Raw genomic sequence first — 18152 nt, forward strand, 5'->3', positions numbered from 1 at the left:
ACATGGCGGTACAGTTTGTGATTGGTCGGTCTGGAAGTGGAAAAACAGAGCATTGCTTATCTGAAATGCAGCAAGAATTGATCGATCGCCCGCTTGGTGAAGATATGATCTATCTTGTACCAGAGCAAATGACTTTTCAATCAGAATATGAACTAGTACATAATAGAGGGTTAAAAGGAATGATTCGTGCTCAGGTTTTTAGTTTTACAAGACTGGCATGGAAAGTTCTTCAAGAAACGGGAGGGATGGCCCGCCCACACTTAACGAGCGTAGGAACAAGTATGATGTTACGTCATATCATCGAAGAGAATAAACAGAAGCTAAGAATTTATCAGCGTTCTTCTGAAAAAACAGGGTATGTGGAACATCTGAATGACATGGTAACAGAGTTTAAACGGTATTGTCTTGAACCGGAAGATATAAAACGTTTTGCGGATGATCTTTATGATGAAGATGAGCGAAGCTTACTTCGAGATAAGCTCTATGATCTTCACCTTGTTTATGATGCTTTTCAGAAGGAAATGCTCGGGTTTTATCTTGATTCGGAAGACTATTTGGCATTGCTTGCTGAGAAAATCGAAGCGTCAAGCTACTTAGAGGGTGCCTCTATCTGGATTGATGGTTTTCATAGTTTTACACCTCAAGAGCTTCTCGTGCTTCAGGCTTTAATAAAAAAAGGAACAAACCTTACAGTTACCATCACGATGGATCCCGAGATGAATCCTTCAAGCATTCATGAACTGGATCTCTTTCATGAGCCAGCGAAAACATATCAAACTCTTCAAGGACTTGCGCATGAAGAGGGGGCTGCTATTAAGGAACCGATAATTCTAGCTGATCAAAAGCGCTATAACAATAGTGAACTTGCTCATTTAGAAGCCAACTATGGTGAACGACCACCAGTTCTTTATAATGGAAGTCTTCAGCATATTCAAGTGCATCATGCGGTGAATATCCGTTCCGAAGTTGAAGCGGCAGCGCGTGAAACGCTTAGATTAGTACGCGATGAAGGCTATCGATATAGAGACATTTCAGTCATGGTACGTAACATGGCTTCTTATTATGAACTTGTCGAAACGATCTATGCCGATCATGGAATTCCTATTTTTTCTGACCAAAAAAGGACGATGCTGCATCACCCGCTAATTGAATTAATAAGGTCCAGTCTAGATATTATTCAATATAACTGGCGCTATGAATCTGTATTTCGCTGTGTCAAAACAGAATTGCTTTTTCCTGACGATACAGAAGAAAGTGTCGAAACCATTCGCGAGCGCATGGATGAACTCGAAAATTATGTGATTGCTAAAGGCATTAAGGGCTATCGCTGGAAAACGGACGAGCGCTTTAAAGCGAATATCTACCGACAGCTCGAAGATGATGAAACGGTCACCTCGGATGACCTCGAAAAAATGGAAGATCGACTAAATGAGACGAAAGAATGGATTGTTACACCGCTCGAAAAGTTTGAAAGAAAAATGACGAAAGCAAAAACCGTTCGCGAGATGTGTGAAATTCTTTATTATCTTCTAGAGAATAGTCATGCTGCAGAAAAAATAGATCGATTGAAGGTACAAGCAGAAGAAGCAGGTCAGCTTTCGAAAGCACGGGAGCATGATCAAGTTTGGGATGCTGTTATTGCACTGCTTGATGAAACGGTTGAATTGATTGGTGATCAAAAACTTTCAATAGAGCAATTTACGAAGCTTCTTGAAGCTGGGATGGAAAACATGAAGTTTGCCCTTGTACCTGCTTCACTTGATCAAGTTGTGATCGGTAGCATTGATCGAACGAGATTTACTGATGTGAAGTGTGGGTTTTTGCTAGGTGTCAATGAAGGAGTTTTACCATCAAGAATACAGGAAGATGGGCTTTTGAATGAACAGGATCGAGAAAAGCTAGAAGAACAGGGGATCCAGCTAGCACCCGGATTAAAGCGACGTCTTTTAGACGAAGAGTTTTTAATTTATCATTCCTTGTCAACGCCATCTGATGCCCTGTGGGTAAGTTGTCCTCTTGCGGATGAAGAAGGAAAGGGATTGCAGCCATCTATTGTGATGAATCGATTGAAAGAGATGTTTCCTGAGCTTATCATTGGTTTGAAATTTGCTGAACCAGGTGAAGAATCGAAAGAAGAGCTATCGTTTATAACGAACCCGGCGAAGACAATTGGTAGATTAACAGGTCAGCTTCGTCAATGGCATCGAGGCTATCCGATTGATCCGATTTGGTGGGATGCCTATAATTGGTTCGTTACAGCGTCATCACAAGAGAATCGAGTTCGATTGATTGAAAGTCTTTTTTATCGTAACAAAGCAGATCGTCTAACTGAAGACACGAGTAGAAAACTGTATGGTTCAAAGATTCAAACAAGTGTTTCTAGAATGGAAAGGTATAAATCCTGTGCCTTTTCGCAATTTGCATCTCATGGTTTACGGTTGAAAGAACGGTCAACATTTAAGCTTGAAGCTCCAGACATTGGCCAGTTATTCCACGCGGCGCTTAACATGATGGCTGAAACAATTAAGCAGCGTCATTGGGATTGGGCAAAGCTTTCATCGAATCAATACTATGAACTATCAGGTCAAATCGTAGAGCAACTTGCACCGAAATTGCAAAATGAAATTCTATTAAGTTCAAATCGCTATCACTATATAATGAGAAAACTTTCTCAGGTAGTAGGTCGAGCCTCTTCAGTTCTCGGTCAACAAGCGAAGAAAAGCGGTTTTCAGCCAGCGGGGCTCGAACTAGGATTTGGCCCAAACCAGGAGTTGCCACCAATCGAGTTTACGCTTAAGAATGGGGTGAAAATCCAGCTGATCGGACGAGTGGACCGAGTTGATCAGGCGCTAAATGGAGAGGAACTTCTTCTCAGAATTATTGACTACAAATCAAGTGGAACTTCTCTTGATCTCTCAGAAGTTTACTTTGGTTTAGCGCTTCAGATGCTAACGTATCTGGATGTTGTGATTACAAACGCAAACATCTGGCTCGGTCGTGATGCAACGGCAGCCGGAATGCTGTACTTCCACGTTCATAATCCAATGTTGCAGGCATCAGCGCCAGGACAAGCTGCACTTCAACAGGAACTTTTCAAAAAGTTTAAGATGAAGGGTCTTTTGCTAGCTGACAAAGATGTCGTAAGCTTGATGGATCATGACATTGAGAAGAAAAAATCTGACATTATTCCAGCCGCTCTAAAGAAGGACGGTAGTTTTTATAAAAATTCTTCTGTTTTATCTTCCGATGATTTTCAGGCGCTCAGGTCATTCACACGGCAAACCATCCAAACGATTGGAACTGAAATATCAGACGGACGTATCGATATCGATCCTTACAAGATGAAGGATCGCATCCCATGCACTTTCTGTTCCTATCGCTCATTTTGTCAATTTGATCAGGCGATGGAGGATAATGACTATCGACCGATTACTGTACAGGATGATGAAACAATACTGAGACGGATGAGAGAGGAGGCGAACGGGAATGACGATAATGAATAAACCCCAAGGCTCGAAATGGACAGACGAACAATGGGAAGCTATTGCTGCTCGTGATCAAGACGTTCTCGTAGCAGCTGCAGCTGGGTCGGGGAAAACGGCTGTTTTAGTTGAACGAATTATTAGGCGTCTTGCTGATGAGAATGATCCTGCTGAAGTTGATCGAATTCTTGTCGTAACGTTTACAAATGCTGCAGCGGCTGAAATGAGACATCGAATCGGGGAGGCTCTTGAAGAAAAGTTAAAAGAAGACCCATCTTCCCTTTATTTAAGAAGACAGCTTTCGATGTTGAATCGCGCTTCCATTTCAACGCTTCATTCTTTTTGTATGGAAGTACTTCGACGCTATTATTACGAAATTGATCTTGATCCTGCATTTAGAGTAGCAGATCAAACCGAAGCGGCATTGCTTCGTGAGGAAGCAATGGAAGAACTTTTCGAAGAGCATTATAGCAAGAAAGAGAACGAGGCTTTTTATGACCTTGTTGATCGCTATAGTAGTGATCGTAGTGATGTGGATCTTCAGCTTCTTGTAGAAAGACTCTATCATTTCTCTTCTAGTCACCCATGGCCAGAGCAATGGTTGCAAGATAGTGTCGCCGTATATGAAGAAGCGAGTGAAAAAGCGTTTGATGAATTAGTCTGGGTAGAGGAAATAAAAAAAGATGTCGTTCTTCAGCTTGAAGGTATGCGTGAAATGCAGGAGGAGGCCATATCTCTTTCTAATGCACCAGGTGGTCCAGAGCCATACCTTGAGATGTTAGAAATGGAACGTGAAATGACGGAAAGGCTTCTTTCAGCTTCCGCTCAAACGTGGCAGGAGCTCAAAAATGAGTTTGAACAAATAACGTTTGGTCGCTTAAAACCTTGCAAAGGGGATCAATATGATCCTGAAATGATTGATACAGTAAAAGGCCTTCGTGATCGTGTCAAAAAGACCATCCAAAGCTTAAAAGAAGAGCTATTCCAAAGAAACCCGGAGGAATATGTAGAAGACATCGTTCAGCTTGCTCCTGTACTAGGAACGTTATCTTCTCTTGTAAATGAATTTAGACACAAGTATACGGAGCTAAAAAAAGAAAAAGGGCTTGTGGATTACAGTGACCTTGAGCATTATTGTCTTTCTATTTTGTTAGATGATCGTTCTACTCCCGAGCACCCGGTCCCATCGAGTGCCGCTCGTGAATATCAAACACAATTTGCTGAAGTACTGATCGATGAATACCAGGATACGAACTCTGTTCAGGAAACAATCCTAAATGCCATTAGCAGAACTTCTGACTCAGGAGGGAACCGCTTCATGGTAGGGGACGTGAAGCAAAGTATTTACCGTTTTAGACTAGCAGAACCTGGCTTGTTCCTCTCTAAGTATAAAACGTTTGGTCGATCGTCTGACGAGCCATCGAAACGAATTGATCTTGCTCGCAATTTCCGTAGTCGAGAAGAAGTGTTGAATAGTACGAATTTTATCTTCAAACAAATTATGGACGAGCGTGTTGGAGAAATAGAGTACGATGAAGCAGCTGAGCTCATTCCTGGCGCAGAATATCCTAAGTCTGAAACTGTTGTTCCGGAAGTTCATATTATTGATAAGAGCGCCCAGAAAGAGGAAGACGAAGAAGAAACTGAAAAGGTTCAGCTTGAGGCTCGGCTTATTGCCTCTAATATTAAAGATATGATGGGTAAGAGTGAAAGCGAACGGACAAAAGTATACGACCGGAAAGAAGATCGTATGAGACCAATCCAGTATAGGGATATGGTGATTTTAATGCGTGCAACAGCAAGCTGGGCACCTGTGATCATGGAAGAATTAAAGCAAGCTGGCATCCCATCTTATTCAGATCTTGCAACAGGATATTTTGAAGCAACAGAAGTCGCGATTATGATGAGTCTTCTTAATGTTATCGATAATCCATATCAGGATATTCCGCTTGCCTCCGTGCTGCGTTCACCCATTATCGGGTTAACAGAGGAAGAGCTTTCCCTTATTCGTATCAATGAGAAACATTCAAGTTATTATCTTGCCTTACGATCTTATTGTGAGACAGAGTCGAACAAGCTATCGGAGACGTTATCGAAGTTCATCACAGACTTGAACAGGTGGCGAGAAGCGGCAAGACAGTCTTCTTTAAGTGAGTTAATTTGGCAGCTTTATCGAGAGACGAATTATTATGAATTTGTTGGTGGAATGCCTGCCGGCTTACAGCGACAGGCGAATTTACGAGCGCTGTATGATCGAGCAAGACAATACGAAGCGACTTCGTTTCGTGGCTTATTTCGCTTTCTGCGCTTTATTGACAGAATGAAAGAATGTGGGAGTGATCTTGGAACTGCGCGTGCTCTTGGAGAACAAGAGGACGTTGTTCGAGTGATGACCATTCACAAAAGTAAAGGACTTGAATTTCCTGTCGTCTTTATTGCAGGAATCGCCAAGCAATTTAATATGAGAGATATGGCGAATCAAATGCTGATGCATAAAGAATTTGGTCTTGCCACAAAATTCATTGATCCAATCCAGCGTATTAGCTATCCGACATTGCCTTACTTTACACTACAAAAGCGGATGAAGCTTGAGCTACTTGCTGAAGAAATGCGAGTTCTTTATGTTGCGTTAACGAGAGCGAAAGAAAAATTAATTTTAGTTGGAACGGTAAATGATTGGGAGAAAGAACGATTGTCGTGGGCAGGAGCAGCTGGAGATGAGTGGCTGCTATCGGATTACGAACGATCGAAAGGGAAGACCTATCTGAGCTGGATTGGACCCGCTATTATGAGACATAAAGATCTCGCTTCTATAACTGAAGGAATGGCGAATTTTTCAAAACATGATGAGGTATTTCAACATCCGGCACGGTGGGTACTCACTCTTCATAACGCTTCGTCCTTCGCTGAGATTGAAGCAGAAGATGTTCATAAACATCGGGAATATGAAATGTTACTACAGAAGAAAGAGCCTATTCCTGAAGTTAGCTCCTATAAAGATGAGGTGAACCACCGTCTTGATTGGACTTATCCTCATCGAGCAGCGTCTGAAACAAGGTCGAAACAATCCGTTACAGAAGTAAAGCGCCAACGTGAGATCTTTCAAGATGAACGAAGTGATGACAAGCTAGTCAAAGGATTTAGCCAATCATTGAAAGAGCGACCTCGCTTTCTTCAAAGTAAGCAGTTAACGCCTGCTGAGCGAGGAACGGCAATGCACATTGTCATGCAGCACCTTGATTTGCAAAAGTGGCATGATCGTGATGACATTAACGAGTTAGTCGCCAAACTTGAGCAAAAGGAATTGTTAACGACTGAACAGGGACGAGCCATTGATGTCGAGCAAATTCATCAATTAATGGATTCAGAGCTTGGCCAGAAAATGAGAAATGCAGCTGAAATATATAAAGAGGTTCCTTTCAGCCTAGGAGTAGATTCAAAGTGGATCTATCCTGAATTTGAAGGAGACCAAGAAACCGTGGTTCTTCAGGGTGTGATTGATTGTATTCTTCGCGATCAAAACGGAGAATTGGTGCTTGTCGATTACAAAACAGACGTGATAGCGAATCGTTTTACTTCTGATGAACAAGCAATGGAGACAATGAAACGGCGCTATACAACACAGCTACAATTATATGAAAAAGCCATTAATGAGATCTGGAAGGTGCCTTGTAAGGAGAAAATATTATTCTTCTTTGACGGGGGTCGATCTCTCTTAATCGATTAACAAGTAGCCGGGCTTATGTCCGGCTGTCTTCTTTTCGATGGAGTCAGAATATGAATCGAAATAAAGGAGTGATTAATATGAGGTTACTTCATACTGCAGACTGGCACCTGGGGAAAACATTAGAAGGAAGAAGCCGTCTACCAGAACAAAAGGAATTTCTTGAAGAATTAATGGTGATTGCTGATGAAGAAAACGTAGACGCTATTTTAATGGCTGGAGACGTTTTTGATACCGTCAATCCACCTGCAGCAGCTGAAACGCTTTTTTATGATGCAGCAGTAAAATTAACTAGTCGTGGCGAACGCCCTCTAATCATCATTTCAGGAAATCATGATAATCCTGAACGGTTGTCGGCATCACGCCCACTTGCACATACAAATGGTATAACGATTATTGGGTTTCCCACAATTGATCCGATAGAAGTAACGGTTCGAAATGGACAAAAGCTCTCTATCGCTGCACTTCCTTATCCATCGGAATCTAGACTGAATGAATGTTTAACAGCGAGTCAGGAAGAAGAGGCCCTTCAGCTAGCCTATGATGATCGGGTGAAAAAGTTATTTAGTGATTTGACAGAAGCAGGATCAGAGGAGGCCGTTCATATTGCTATGAGTCACATTTACGTAGCCGGAAGCAGAGAGAGTGATTCTGAACGACCGATACAAGTTGGTGGCGCTTATACGGTATCAGCGAATTCCCTTCCTGAACAAGCGCAGTATGTCGCGCTCGGGCACTTACACCGTCCTCAAACGATTACGAGAGCTTCAGCACTTGCACGCTATTCCGGCTCCCCACTTGCTTACAGCTTCTCAGAAGCAAATCAATCCAAGTCAGTTACAATCGTTGATGTGGAGCCAGAGGGACTTGCTCATATAAATGAAATCCCTATACAATCAGGCAAGCCACTCGTTCGATGGATCGCTGATCAAGGAATCGACCAAGTATATACGTGGCTAGAAGAAGGAAAAGATGCGGATGCGTGGATTGATCTCGAAATCCATTTAAATGATACGCTATCTATAGAAGAAATTCATCGACTCCGCAGTCAGCATGATGGATTTATCCATATTAGACCTGTCTTTGCAAAAAAGGATCAGCAAAAAGAAGTGTCTAATGCTAATCTTCCGATAGAAGAGCTTTTCAAACGATTCTATGAACGACAAACAGATGGAGCTGAACCAGAAGAAGATCTTGTCCAGCTTTTTCTAGAGCTAACACAGTCAGATGATGAGGAGTAAGGGGGGACTGATGACATGAGACCGATACACCTGTCCGTTTCAGGACTACATAGTTTTCGAGAGAAACAAGAAATTGATTTTGAATCGCTGTGTCAGGGAGGAATCTTTGGGATATTTGGTCCTACTGGCAGTGGGAAATCTTCTTTGCTTGATGCGATGACTCTTGCCCTTTATGGGAAAGTTGAACGAGCAGCGAATAATACCCAGGGCATTATGAATCATGCAGAAGACACGTTGTATGTTTCGTTTACATTCGCCCTAGGAAACAAATTGCGCTATCGGGTAGAGCGAAGTTATAAACGTTCTGGAGATGTTTCCATTCGTTCGGCCAATTCAAGATTAATAGAACTTGGTGAAGAAAATACGGTTCTGGCGGATAAAGACCGTGATGTTTCACAGCAGATTCAAGAAATTCTAGGGCTAACGATTGATGATTTCACTCGTGCTGTTGTATTGCCGCAGGGTAAATTTGCAGAATTCCTTTCTTTAAAAGGCACTGAGAGAAGACAAATGTTACAACGTTTGTTCCAGCTTGAGAAATACGGTGATCAATTTAATCGTCGATTAAGAGCAAGAGTGGATGAGAAAAAGTACCAGCTGAACGAAATAACGGCTGAGCAAACGGGACTAGGTGAAGCTTCTAAAGAATCTCTTAAAGAGGCAAAGGAAGCTTTCCTTGAGGCTGAAAAAGCTGCTCAGAAAGCAAAGGACGATCTTATTGCAGCTGAGAAACAAAAAGAAAATGTAACAGAGATTTGGAACCTTCAAAACCAGCTTGATGAACTTCGCAGTAAGAAAAAGGCGATAGCTGAACAAAGAGCTGAAATCGAAACGCTTGAAATAAAGATCAATGAAGCAAATGCAGCGGGGCAAATAAAGCCTTATTTAGATGCGGTTGAAGCAACAGAAAAAGAAGTACAAGAAGCAAAGAATCGTTATGAAGAAACAAAGCGTCAACTAGAAGAAGCTACAAAGCTGTATCAAGCAAGAAAGAATGAGCATGAAAGCAAGCAACGAGATCGGCAAGAGCAGGAGCCTCTCCTATTAAAAAAACTGAACGAACTTGAGCGTGGGTTGGAGCTTGAAAAAGAAATATCTCAACTGAAAATCAAGCGTGCTGGTGTCGAAAATCAATCAATTTTGCTAGAAAAAGAGTCAAAGGTAAAAGCGGAAGAGACGAAAAAAGCACAAGAGGATTTAAAGAAAGCGCGCACACTTCAAGCCGACCTTAATAAAGATTTGACAAGTCGGCAGGTCGCCCCTGAAGAACGTAAGCGAATTCTAAGAGCTCAGAGTTTGAAGCAGGAGTTCCAATCTCTACAAAAGCAGCTAGATGAAACGCGTGGTGAAGAAGAAAAACAAGTGAATGCTCAAAAGCAACTTCAGCCTCTTTATGATGATACGATGCAAAACTTGAAGGTGTTAAAGGAGAGTTATTCAGGTTATTATAACTTGGTTCTTTCAACATATCATGCCATATCATCTCATAAGCTTACGCTTGAGAATCACATCCGTAACGTTCAGGATGAAATCGATCAAACGAGTCAAAGACTTGAACAAAATCGCACACATGTCATTGCAATACGTCTTGCGAGAGAACTAGAAGAAGGGCAGGCATGCCCTGTTTGCGGTGCGAAAGAACACGTTCAGCTTGCAGAAGGTAATGATAACACACCTGATTTGAAGGAAGATCTAAAGGAAAAAGAACAAAGGCGTGAACGGTTAAAAGATCAACTTCAACATGCTAAACAGCTCCAATATCAGCTAGAGCAAACGTCTGACCTGATGACAGATCAGGATGAGCAACTAGTTAAGGCGCAAGATATAAGCGATGTCGATCGTAACCTTACAGAAACTGCTGTTATAACAGAAATAAAATCGCTAGCTCAGGATGTTCGAGAAATAGAAGAAAAAGTTAAAAACGCTGGAAAGAGTCTTCAGGAGCAGCAGTCAAAAGCGACCGAATATGCTTATCGTCTAGAACAAGTTCAGAAAGATCTAGAAGTTAGAACAGAAAAGCGGATTAATTTAAGTAAAGAAACAGAAGAAATAACGAAAACCATTCAAGAGGAATTGTCTCTTTCTGTTCATGAGATTGAAGCAGAAATGAAAAAAATTGAAGAGATGGATAAAGAAGCAACCATCATAAGAGAGCGTCTCGAAAAAAGTGTTCCTTATATTGAGAAAAAAGAACAGCACCTTTTAGAGCTTCAAGAACAGGTGCAACAACATACTGTGCGTAGAGCTGAATTAACAAGCTCATTACAACAGCTTACAGAACAAATTAATAAGATGGTAGCGGATTACAATGGCATCGTAGGTAATAAAACAGCAGAAGAAGGGTATAAAGCAACGAATGAGCAATTACATGTCCTTCGAAAAGAAGAAAAAACGGCATATGAGCGATTGCAGCTAGCGGAGGAAAGTTATCAGCAAAATGAACGACGTTCCGCTGCCGATCAAAATTACAATGACGATGCTCAGCTGCGTTTAAAAAAATCACTTGAAACATATCGAGCAGTTGAAAAAGACTCTATTTTTGAGAACCGAATGCAGGTTAGAGATGCTGAAGTGGCTAAAGAAAAGAAACAGAAATGGGAAGAGCAAGTACAAGCCTATCGAAAAGAAAGAGATCAAACGGAGCATTCGATGGTGGAGCTTGACAAGAAGCTTTCAGGGAGAGCAATCACTGAAGGAGAGTATCATGAAACGATCGAGAGAGCAGAAAGTGCAAAAGCTAATCGAGAGGACGCCTTATCACATTATGCGGCATGCCGACATCGTGTAGAAGATATAACAAAAAGGCATGAACGCTATAAGGAGCTTGAAGGGGACCGTCAGTCTTTGAGTGAGGAGCTTGAGAAGCTTAATAAGCTTCAAACCGTTTTCCGGGGAAATAGTTTTGTGGAATTTATCGCTTCTGAACAGCTAGAGCAAGTTAGTTTTGACGCTTCACAGAAGTTAGGCGATCTAACCTCGCAGCGATACGCCATTGAGGTAGACTCAGGAGGCGGATTTTTAATTCGTGACGATGCCAACGGAGGAGTAAAGCGACCAGTCTCAACATTATCAGGAGGAGAAACATTCCTTACATCGCTTGCTCTTGCCCTTGCACTGTCAGGACAAATTCAATTGAGGGGTGCTCATCCGCTTCAGTTTTTCTTCCTTGATGAAGGATTTGGTACCCTAGATGAATCACTTCTAGATACCGTCATTACATCACTTGAAAAGCTACAGAATGAGAGCTTATCTGTCGGTGTCATTAGTCACGTGCCAGAGCTTCGCGCAAGGCTACCTCGGAAAGTCATTGTGACCCCATCAGAACCATCGGGGCGTGGAAGTCGTATTGAAATGGAGACACTCTAGACATAGGAAACATATCCAAATGGGTATGTTTTCTTTTTTTTCTTGAAAGATACTGTCAAAATACGAGAGTTTATGTAAAAATATGAATAGTAGTTGAGGTAATTTACATAGGAGGAACATGGATGTCGCATTCTATGAGACTAGTTTTAGGAAGCTTTAAACCTTTTTCACACTTTCGTCCGCTTCAATCAGCCTACAGATTAAAAGGATCCTGGTGGCGCATATTCTTATTAACGATCGTAGCCTTTTTAGTAGTTGGAATAACATCGTTTATGAACATTAAATACGCTGGGGAGATGCCTGAATATGCTGGCATTGTAGCAGATGATCGATTGCTTTTCGTTCTAAGTGAAGTGATTACAGATGGTTTACTTGGACTCATTACGTTTGTTCTCCTTGTTTTAGGAGGAGCATTATTATATTGGCCATTCTTTCAGGAAGTTGGATTTAAAAGACTTGCTTACATACATAGCTATGTCGTGTTTATTTTGTTAATCGGTATGGTGCTTCAATTGCCGTTTATTCCATTTCTACATGAGCCTTCACTCGTATCTCCTTACAGTTTAGGTGTCTACGTAGACTTGATAACAAATAGCCCATTCTGGCTTTATTTTAGCTACAGTCTTTCCATATTTTTAGCATGGGGAACTTTTGTTCAGTACGCTGCGCTTAAGCAAAGTACAACTCATGCGAAAAGATATGTGATCTTTTGGACAATCGGCTTAAATCTAGTCATCGTTGCAATCATCGCTTATATGAGAACGGCATTTTAATGAAAAAGTTGGAGGGTCCATCTGTGAATCGTAAGTCACTTTTGATTAGCATTAGTGTAACTCTTGTTGTCCTTCTTTTCATTACTGTTAACACATTGATTATCCAAAGTGTGATCGCAGGTGAGAAGAAGCTGGAGACGGTTACTGTAAAGGGGAAAACTTATCAAGAACTTGCTTCTTTTGAAGGGGTTCTTATTCCAGAATTAGAAGAGTCTTATTATTATCAAGCCTCACGCGGTAACATGGCAGATGTGCTCGTAAGTGGAGGCGATCTTGTTTCAACTGGTACAGCCCTTTTTGAATATGAAGAAGAGATCACTGTGAATACTTCAGATTTAAAGGCGCAATTAAATAAAGCTGAAACAGCCGTTTCTGTGCTCGATGATCAGCTCAGCGACTTGACTATGCAGTCGTCACGTATTGATTCTAATGAGGATCTTGAGGATGAGCAGAAACTACAACTGCAACTAGATGTGGAAGAGCAAATGCGAGAAACAGAATATAAGAAAAGACTTGCTGAGCTTGATGTAAAAGAGTTAGAACGTCAAATTGCTGAGGCAGATACAGAACAAGTAGATCTTAAGGTGGAGTCGACACTGGACGGCATAGTTGAAGAAGTGAATCGTACTCCTGAAGACGGTGAGCCGGTTGTCAAGGTGTTATCTAATAAGATCACTGTTCAAGGTTCCGTCAATGAATTAGATTACCCAACTCTTGCTGTCGATCAGGAAGTGCTGATTCGGGCGAGTGCTTATCCTGGTCAACCAGTCACAGGAAGAGTGACAATCTTAGAGGATCGTCCATATGAGGTAGATGAAGAGACGGGACTGAGCTTGTATCATTTTAATGTCATGATTGATGAGGAAACAGAGATGAAGTCGGGTACACACGTATCCATAGATGTTCCACTTCATCAAAATGAAAATGCTCCATCCGTCCCTGAGAAAAGCATTATAATAAAAGATTCTACTAGTTATGTTGTCGTGTTTGAAGAAGAACAACTTTACTTAAGAGAAGTAGAACAAGGACGAGAAGAAAATGGAAGAGTAGAAATCCTATCAGGTCTCGAAGTTAAGGAAAAAGTCTTAACTGAGCCAAGAGAGGCTTTTACTGAACTGCTTTCAGAGAAAAAGGAAAAAGAACAGAGTCAAGAAACAGAAAGCAAAGGATAAAACGAGAGGACCTGTAGAGATACAGGTCTTTTTTATTGTTAGAGAAATTCTTATTCGTTTAAAGTGTGATTATCGCAATATTCATGAAAATGAATGGGATTTCATGTCATAATAGCAGTATTAAAGTAGAGGATGTTCCTCTTAAAATGTAACGAGCTTAAAAATAATTGAATGGCTTGCCTTATAGGGGACAAGAAAAGGAGAGAGTGTTGAGATGAAGTTTGTTTCTTTTAGAAACCACGGTGTGTCTTCATTCGGTATATGGAAAGAAGATAATCGGATTGTTAATTTAAGCGCTTATTATCAAGAGCAAGGAAACCACATCCCTGATTTACGATCATTTATTCAATCAGGAAAATTCGATTTAGCTGAACTGATGGAAGTACCGTCTCAGTATGAAGTAGATGTTGAAGATGTTCAGTTAGAAGCACCCATTCCGAGGCCATCTAAAAATGTGTTCTGTGTAGGGAAAAACTATCGCGATCATGCTATTGAAATGGGAAGTGAAAAGGATATACCAGCTCATCCTATGATTTTCACAAAAGCCCCAACGACAGTTAGCGCTCCAAATAGCGTCTTAGCATTTGAAAATGAGCTATGTGAAGCACTTGATTATGAAGGTGAACTGGCAGTTGTCATTGGCAAGCAAGGAAAAGGAATCAAAAGCGATGAGGCCATGGACTATGTTTTTGGATATACGATCATCAATGATATTACAGAGCGCGACATTCAAAAAAAGCATGGACAATTTTTTGTTGGGAAAAGCCTTGATGCGTCGTGTCCAATGGGGCCAGTTATTTTACATACATCTGCTGTACTAGATCCGCATCAACTGCCTATTAAGACAACGGTAAACGGAGAACTAAGACAGAGCGGAAATACGTCTGACTTTATCTTCAATATTCCAGAGCTTATTCACGTTCTTTCGAAGGGGATGACGTTGGAGGCAGGAGACATTATTGCAACAGGAACTCCGGCAGGTGTAGGAAAAGGATTTAAGCCTCCCAAATTTCTTCGTGATGGTGATGTGGTCGAGATTCAAATTGAAGGAATTGGTACTTTACGTAATGAAATAAGAAAGAGATAACGTTCTCGTGTTTAATTCTTGCTTAAAAAAGGAATTGTTATCCAGAGAACCTACTAGGAGGGTAAGCGTATGGAAAAGTTTCATTACATTAATGGTGAATGGACAGGTCAGGATCTTGAAAAGCTTGAAGTGAACAACCCGGCAACTGGTGAACTCGTCGGTACTGTACCGGTTGGGGGGAAATCGGAAACGAAGAAGGCAATTGACGCTGCGCATCAGGCATTCCCCGCATGGTCAAGCCTCACCGCATATGAGCGGTCGTCATACTTAAAGAAACTCCATAGTTTGATGATGGAACACGAAGATGAATTAGCTGAGCTTATGACGCTTGAAATGGGAAAACCTCTTCATGAATCAAAAGGAGAAGTGGCTTATTCTGCCTCATTTGTGGAATGGTTTGCTGAAGAAGGAAAACGCGTTTATGGTCGTACCATACCTCCTCATAAAGAAGAGCGTATGATGGAAGTTCGCAAACAGCCAGTAGGAGTTGTTGGTGCGATTACGCCATGGAATTTCCCAGCTGCCATGATCGCAAGAAAGCTTGCTCCTGCTCTTGCTGCAGGGTGTACCTTTGTTGTTAAGCCACCTTCTGCAACGCCACTAACAGCAGTGCGTTTAGTGGAACTTTGTGAAGAGGCTGGTATACCTAAAGGTGTTGTAAACCTCGTCACTGGGAAATCTTCAGAAGTAGCAGGCGAGCTAATGAGTAACCCACACGTTCGTAAAATAACGTTCACAGGTTCAACAGAAGTTGGTAAGAAACTAATGGAACAGGCTGCCGAAACAGTGAAAAACATTTCTCTTGAGCTTGGTGGACATGCACCGATCATCGTTCTGGATGATGCAGACATCGACAAAGCCGTTGACGGCGTCGTTGCTTCTAAGTTTAGAAATGGCGGTCAAACGTGCATATGCGGTAATCGTGTCTATGTTCAAGAAAAGATTTATGATGAGTTCATTTCTAAATTCGCAGCTAAGACGAAAGAACTTAAGGTTGGAAATGGATTAGAAAAAGGCACTGACATTGGACCGATGATTGACAAAGATGGCTATGATAAAGTAGAAAAGCATGTTCAAAATGCGCTTAGTCAGGGAGCTGAATGCGTTGTTGGAGGAGAAGGATATGAAGAGAATGGATCCTACTTCTACCGTCCAACGGTTTTAAAGGATGTAACACCTGGCATGTTAATAATGAATGAAGAAACGTTTGGACCAGTTGCTCCAATCCAAAAGGTTAAAACAGATGATGAAGCGATTAAGTTTGCAAACCAAACGCCATTCGGGCTTGCTGCTTACGTATTTAGTGAAAGCGTTCGAAGGGGAAATCACGTTGTAAATGGCCTGGACTATGGGATTGTAGGCTGGAATGATGGTGTCCCTTCAGCTGCTCAGGCGCCGTTCGGCGGTATGAAGCAAAGTGGTATTGGTCGAGAAGGTGGTCACGAAGGACTTGAAGCTTATTTAGAAACAAAATACGTTTCGATCGGATTATAGAAAATAAGAAAGAGGCTGGGACATAAATAGCCTAAATTACTGAAAAAAAGGTCCCGTTCATCGGTTTTTGATGAACGGGACCTTTTTTGGCGTGTTTGTTCCTATTCTTTTTAGCTTTGTCGGTAATCTTGGCGGTGTACTTTCTCAAGTTCACCGCCATGAGCGCAAAGCCTAATTCATTTTTGACTTTTTCTTTGCCCCTAACGGACATTCGAGTAAAACCCAAATTAGCCTTCAGAAATCCAAAAACTGGTTCTACGTCAATTTTCCGTTGACCGTAGATTTTTCCCGTTTTTTCTTCTGAAAGCAGTTCTCGAATGATTTTCTTTTGCTCTTCCCATTGGGCATTATAATAGATCTTTCGATTGTTCCCTTCCTGCGCTTTGGTACACTGCGAACGAAGAGGACAATCTGAACAGTCATCACATTCATAAACCCTGAATTCCCGTGTGAAACCTCCACGATCGGTGCGATGAGAGAGGTGACGGAACATCAACTGTTGTCCGTTCGGACATATGAACGAATCCCTTTCCTCGTTGTAGGCCCAGTTGGCTGTGTTGAATTCATTCTGCTTGAAACGCTTCTTTTTCTCGGTGCGATAGGTACTGTATGTTATCAGTGGCTTGCGCTCACGATTCTTCAAAATATCCTTATAATTTTCTTCGCTTCCATAACCGGCATCGGCGACGATATAGTCAGGGAGTGTAAAAAAGTCGTTCTCGATATGGTCGAGAAAGGGACGTAATGTACGTGTATCCGTCGGGTTTGGAAAGATATCGTAAGCGAGCGTATATTGTCCTTCTGTCGCAATTTGGAGATTGTAACCAGCTTTTAATTGCCCGTTTTTCATGTGATCTTCTTTCATGCGCATGAAAGTGGCATCGTGATCAGTCTTCGAATAACTGTTGCGTTCTTCGAAAATGGCCATGTCGGTCTCGTATTTCTGTTTGCGCCCTACGATATCTTTCAACTGCTTGAGGGATTGCTTCGGCCCTTTTCGCTCGGACCGAAGTTTTTTTCGCTCGTTTACCTCTTCACTGGCGTCAATCTTCTCACTCAATTCCTCCACCTTATCTTCCAGCTTTTCTTCGATTTTTAAAAGCTCTTCAATGGAGAGTTGTTCCGGATTTTCTCGCTTGATCTCAGGAATGATTTCGTTTTCAACCAACTCATCATACATTTGGTTCGATTTTTCGATCAGACTGGCACTATACCTTTCAACAGACTTGCGCCAAACAAACGTAAATTTATTGGCGTTCGCCTCAATTTTGGTTCCATCAATAAAAATCGCTTCCTGATCAATCGCCTCTTCTTTAACCAAATGACATCGAAACTGAACGAAGCACTCGCGAAGAAGCTCCATAGCTTCGGGATGGACACGGAAGCGATTGATCGTACGGTAACTCGGTTCATAACCTTGAGACAACCACATCATGCGAACGCTATCGTAAAGAAGGGCTTCAATCTTTCTTCCTGAAAAAACCGATTGCGTGTACGCACATAGAATCACTTTCATCATCATACGTGGATGATAAGAGGGACATCCTGTATCGCGTAAAAAACGTGAGAAAGCTTCATCTGGAATCTGTTCGACCAGGTCGTGAACGGCATAGGCAATATCATTTTCTTGAAGTTTCATTCCTAAATCCATAGGTAAAATCACTTGATTCATGTTATACTCTTTAAACATAAGGGCACCTCCGATGGTTATTGTGTGGTAACTTTAATTTTATCAGATGGTGTCCTTATTTTCTTATTAAAATGAGATGAAAAACATAAAAAGAGTGGCCCGCGAACAACTACGTTGTTCGCG

General features: G+C 41.6%; 9 protein-coding genes. 8 read left to right on the forward strand and 1 reads right to left on the reverse strand.

Translation table 11 applies throughout. The annotated features are described in order from the left end of the window. Positions 1-2: 2 nt before the first annotated feature. The 8 genes from addB (at position 3) to AC0VYH_RS08360 (ending at position 16339) form a co-directional block, all read left to right on the forward strand. On the forward strand, positions 3-3503 hold the full coding sequence (gene addB / locus AC0VYH_RS08325) for a helicase-exonuclease AddAB subunit AddB (RefSeq protein WP_475373640.1): 3501 nt from the start codon (positions 3-5) through the stop codon (positions 3501-3503). Beyond that, positions 3487-7209 carry a helicase-exonuclease AddAB subunit AddA gene (gene addA, locus AC0VYH_RS08330; protein WP_475373641.1) on the forward strand — a complete coding sequence of 1241 codons (3723 nt, stop codon included), beginning with the start codon at positions 3487-3489 and terminating at the stop codon, positions 7207-7209. The genes addB and addA overlap by 17 nt, the downstream gene beginning before the upstream one ends. A gap of 77 nt (positions 7210-7286) precedes the next feature. Beyond that, positions 7287-8447 (forward strand): exonuclease SbcCD subunit D, encoded by a 1161-nt coding sequence (locus AC0VYH_RS08335; protein ID WP_371017543.1) that lies wholly within the window; start codon positions 7287-7289, stop codon positions 8445-8447. Positions 8448-8462: 15 nt separating this feature from the next. Continuing rightward, positions 8463-11813: an AAA family ATPase gene (locus AC0VYH_RS08340; protein ID WP_475373642.1), complete on the forward strand. Its 3351-nt coding sequence runs from the start codon at positions 8463-8465 to the stop codon at positions 11811-11813. A gap of 122 nt (positions 11814-11935) precedes the next feature. After that, positions 11936-12586: a hypothetical protein gene (locus AC0VYH_RS08345; RefSeq protein WP_283152385.1), complete on the forward strand. Its 651-nt coding sequence runs from the start codon at positions 11936-11938 to the stop codon at positions 12584-12586. Between the two features lie 23 nt (positions 12587-12609). Then, the gene (locus AC0VYH_RS08350; RefSeq protein WP_475373643.1) at positions 12610-13758 is read left to right on the forward strand and encodes an efflux RND transporter periplasmic adaptor subunit; all 1149 of its coding nucleotides are present in this window, start codon (positions 12610-12612) and stop codon (positions 13756-13758) included. A 214-nt stretch (positions 13759-13972) separates the two neighbouring features. Continuing rightward, entirely contained in the window at positions 13973-14845 is an 873-nt protein-coding gene (locus tag AC0VYH_RS08355; protein WP_475373644.1) for a fumarylacetoacetate hydrolase family protein, read from the forward strand. 69 nt (positions 14846-14914) lie between these two features. After that, entirely contained in the window at positions 14915-16339 is a 1425-nt protein-coding gene (locus AC0VYH_RS08360; protein WP_475368844.1) for an NAD-dependent succinate-semialdehyde dehydrogenase, read from the forward strand. A gap of 31 nt (positions 16340-16370) precedes the next feature. Here the strand turns inward: AC0VYH_RS08360 and AC0VYH_RS08365 are convergent, their stop codons facing one another. After that, complete coding sequence (locus tag AC0VYH_RS08365) at positions 16371-18029, reverse strand: IS1182 family transposase (RefSeq protein ID WP_430247159.1); 1659 nt, start codon at positions 18027-18029, stop codon at positions 16371-16373. Between the last annotated feature and the right edge of the window lie 123 nt (positions 18030-18152).

The sequence above is a fragment of the Anaerobacillus sp. QJM3NY_32 genome, assembly GCF_056173645.1.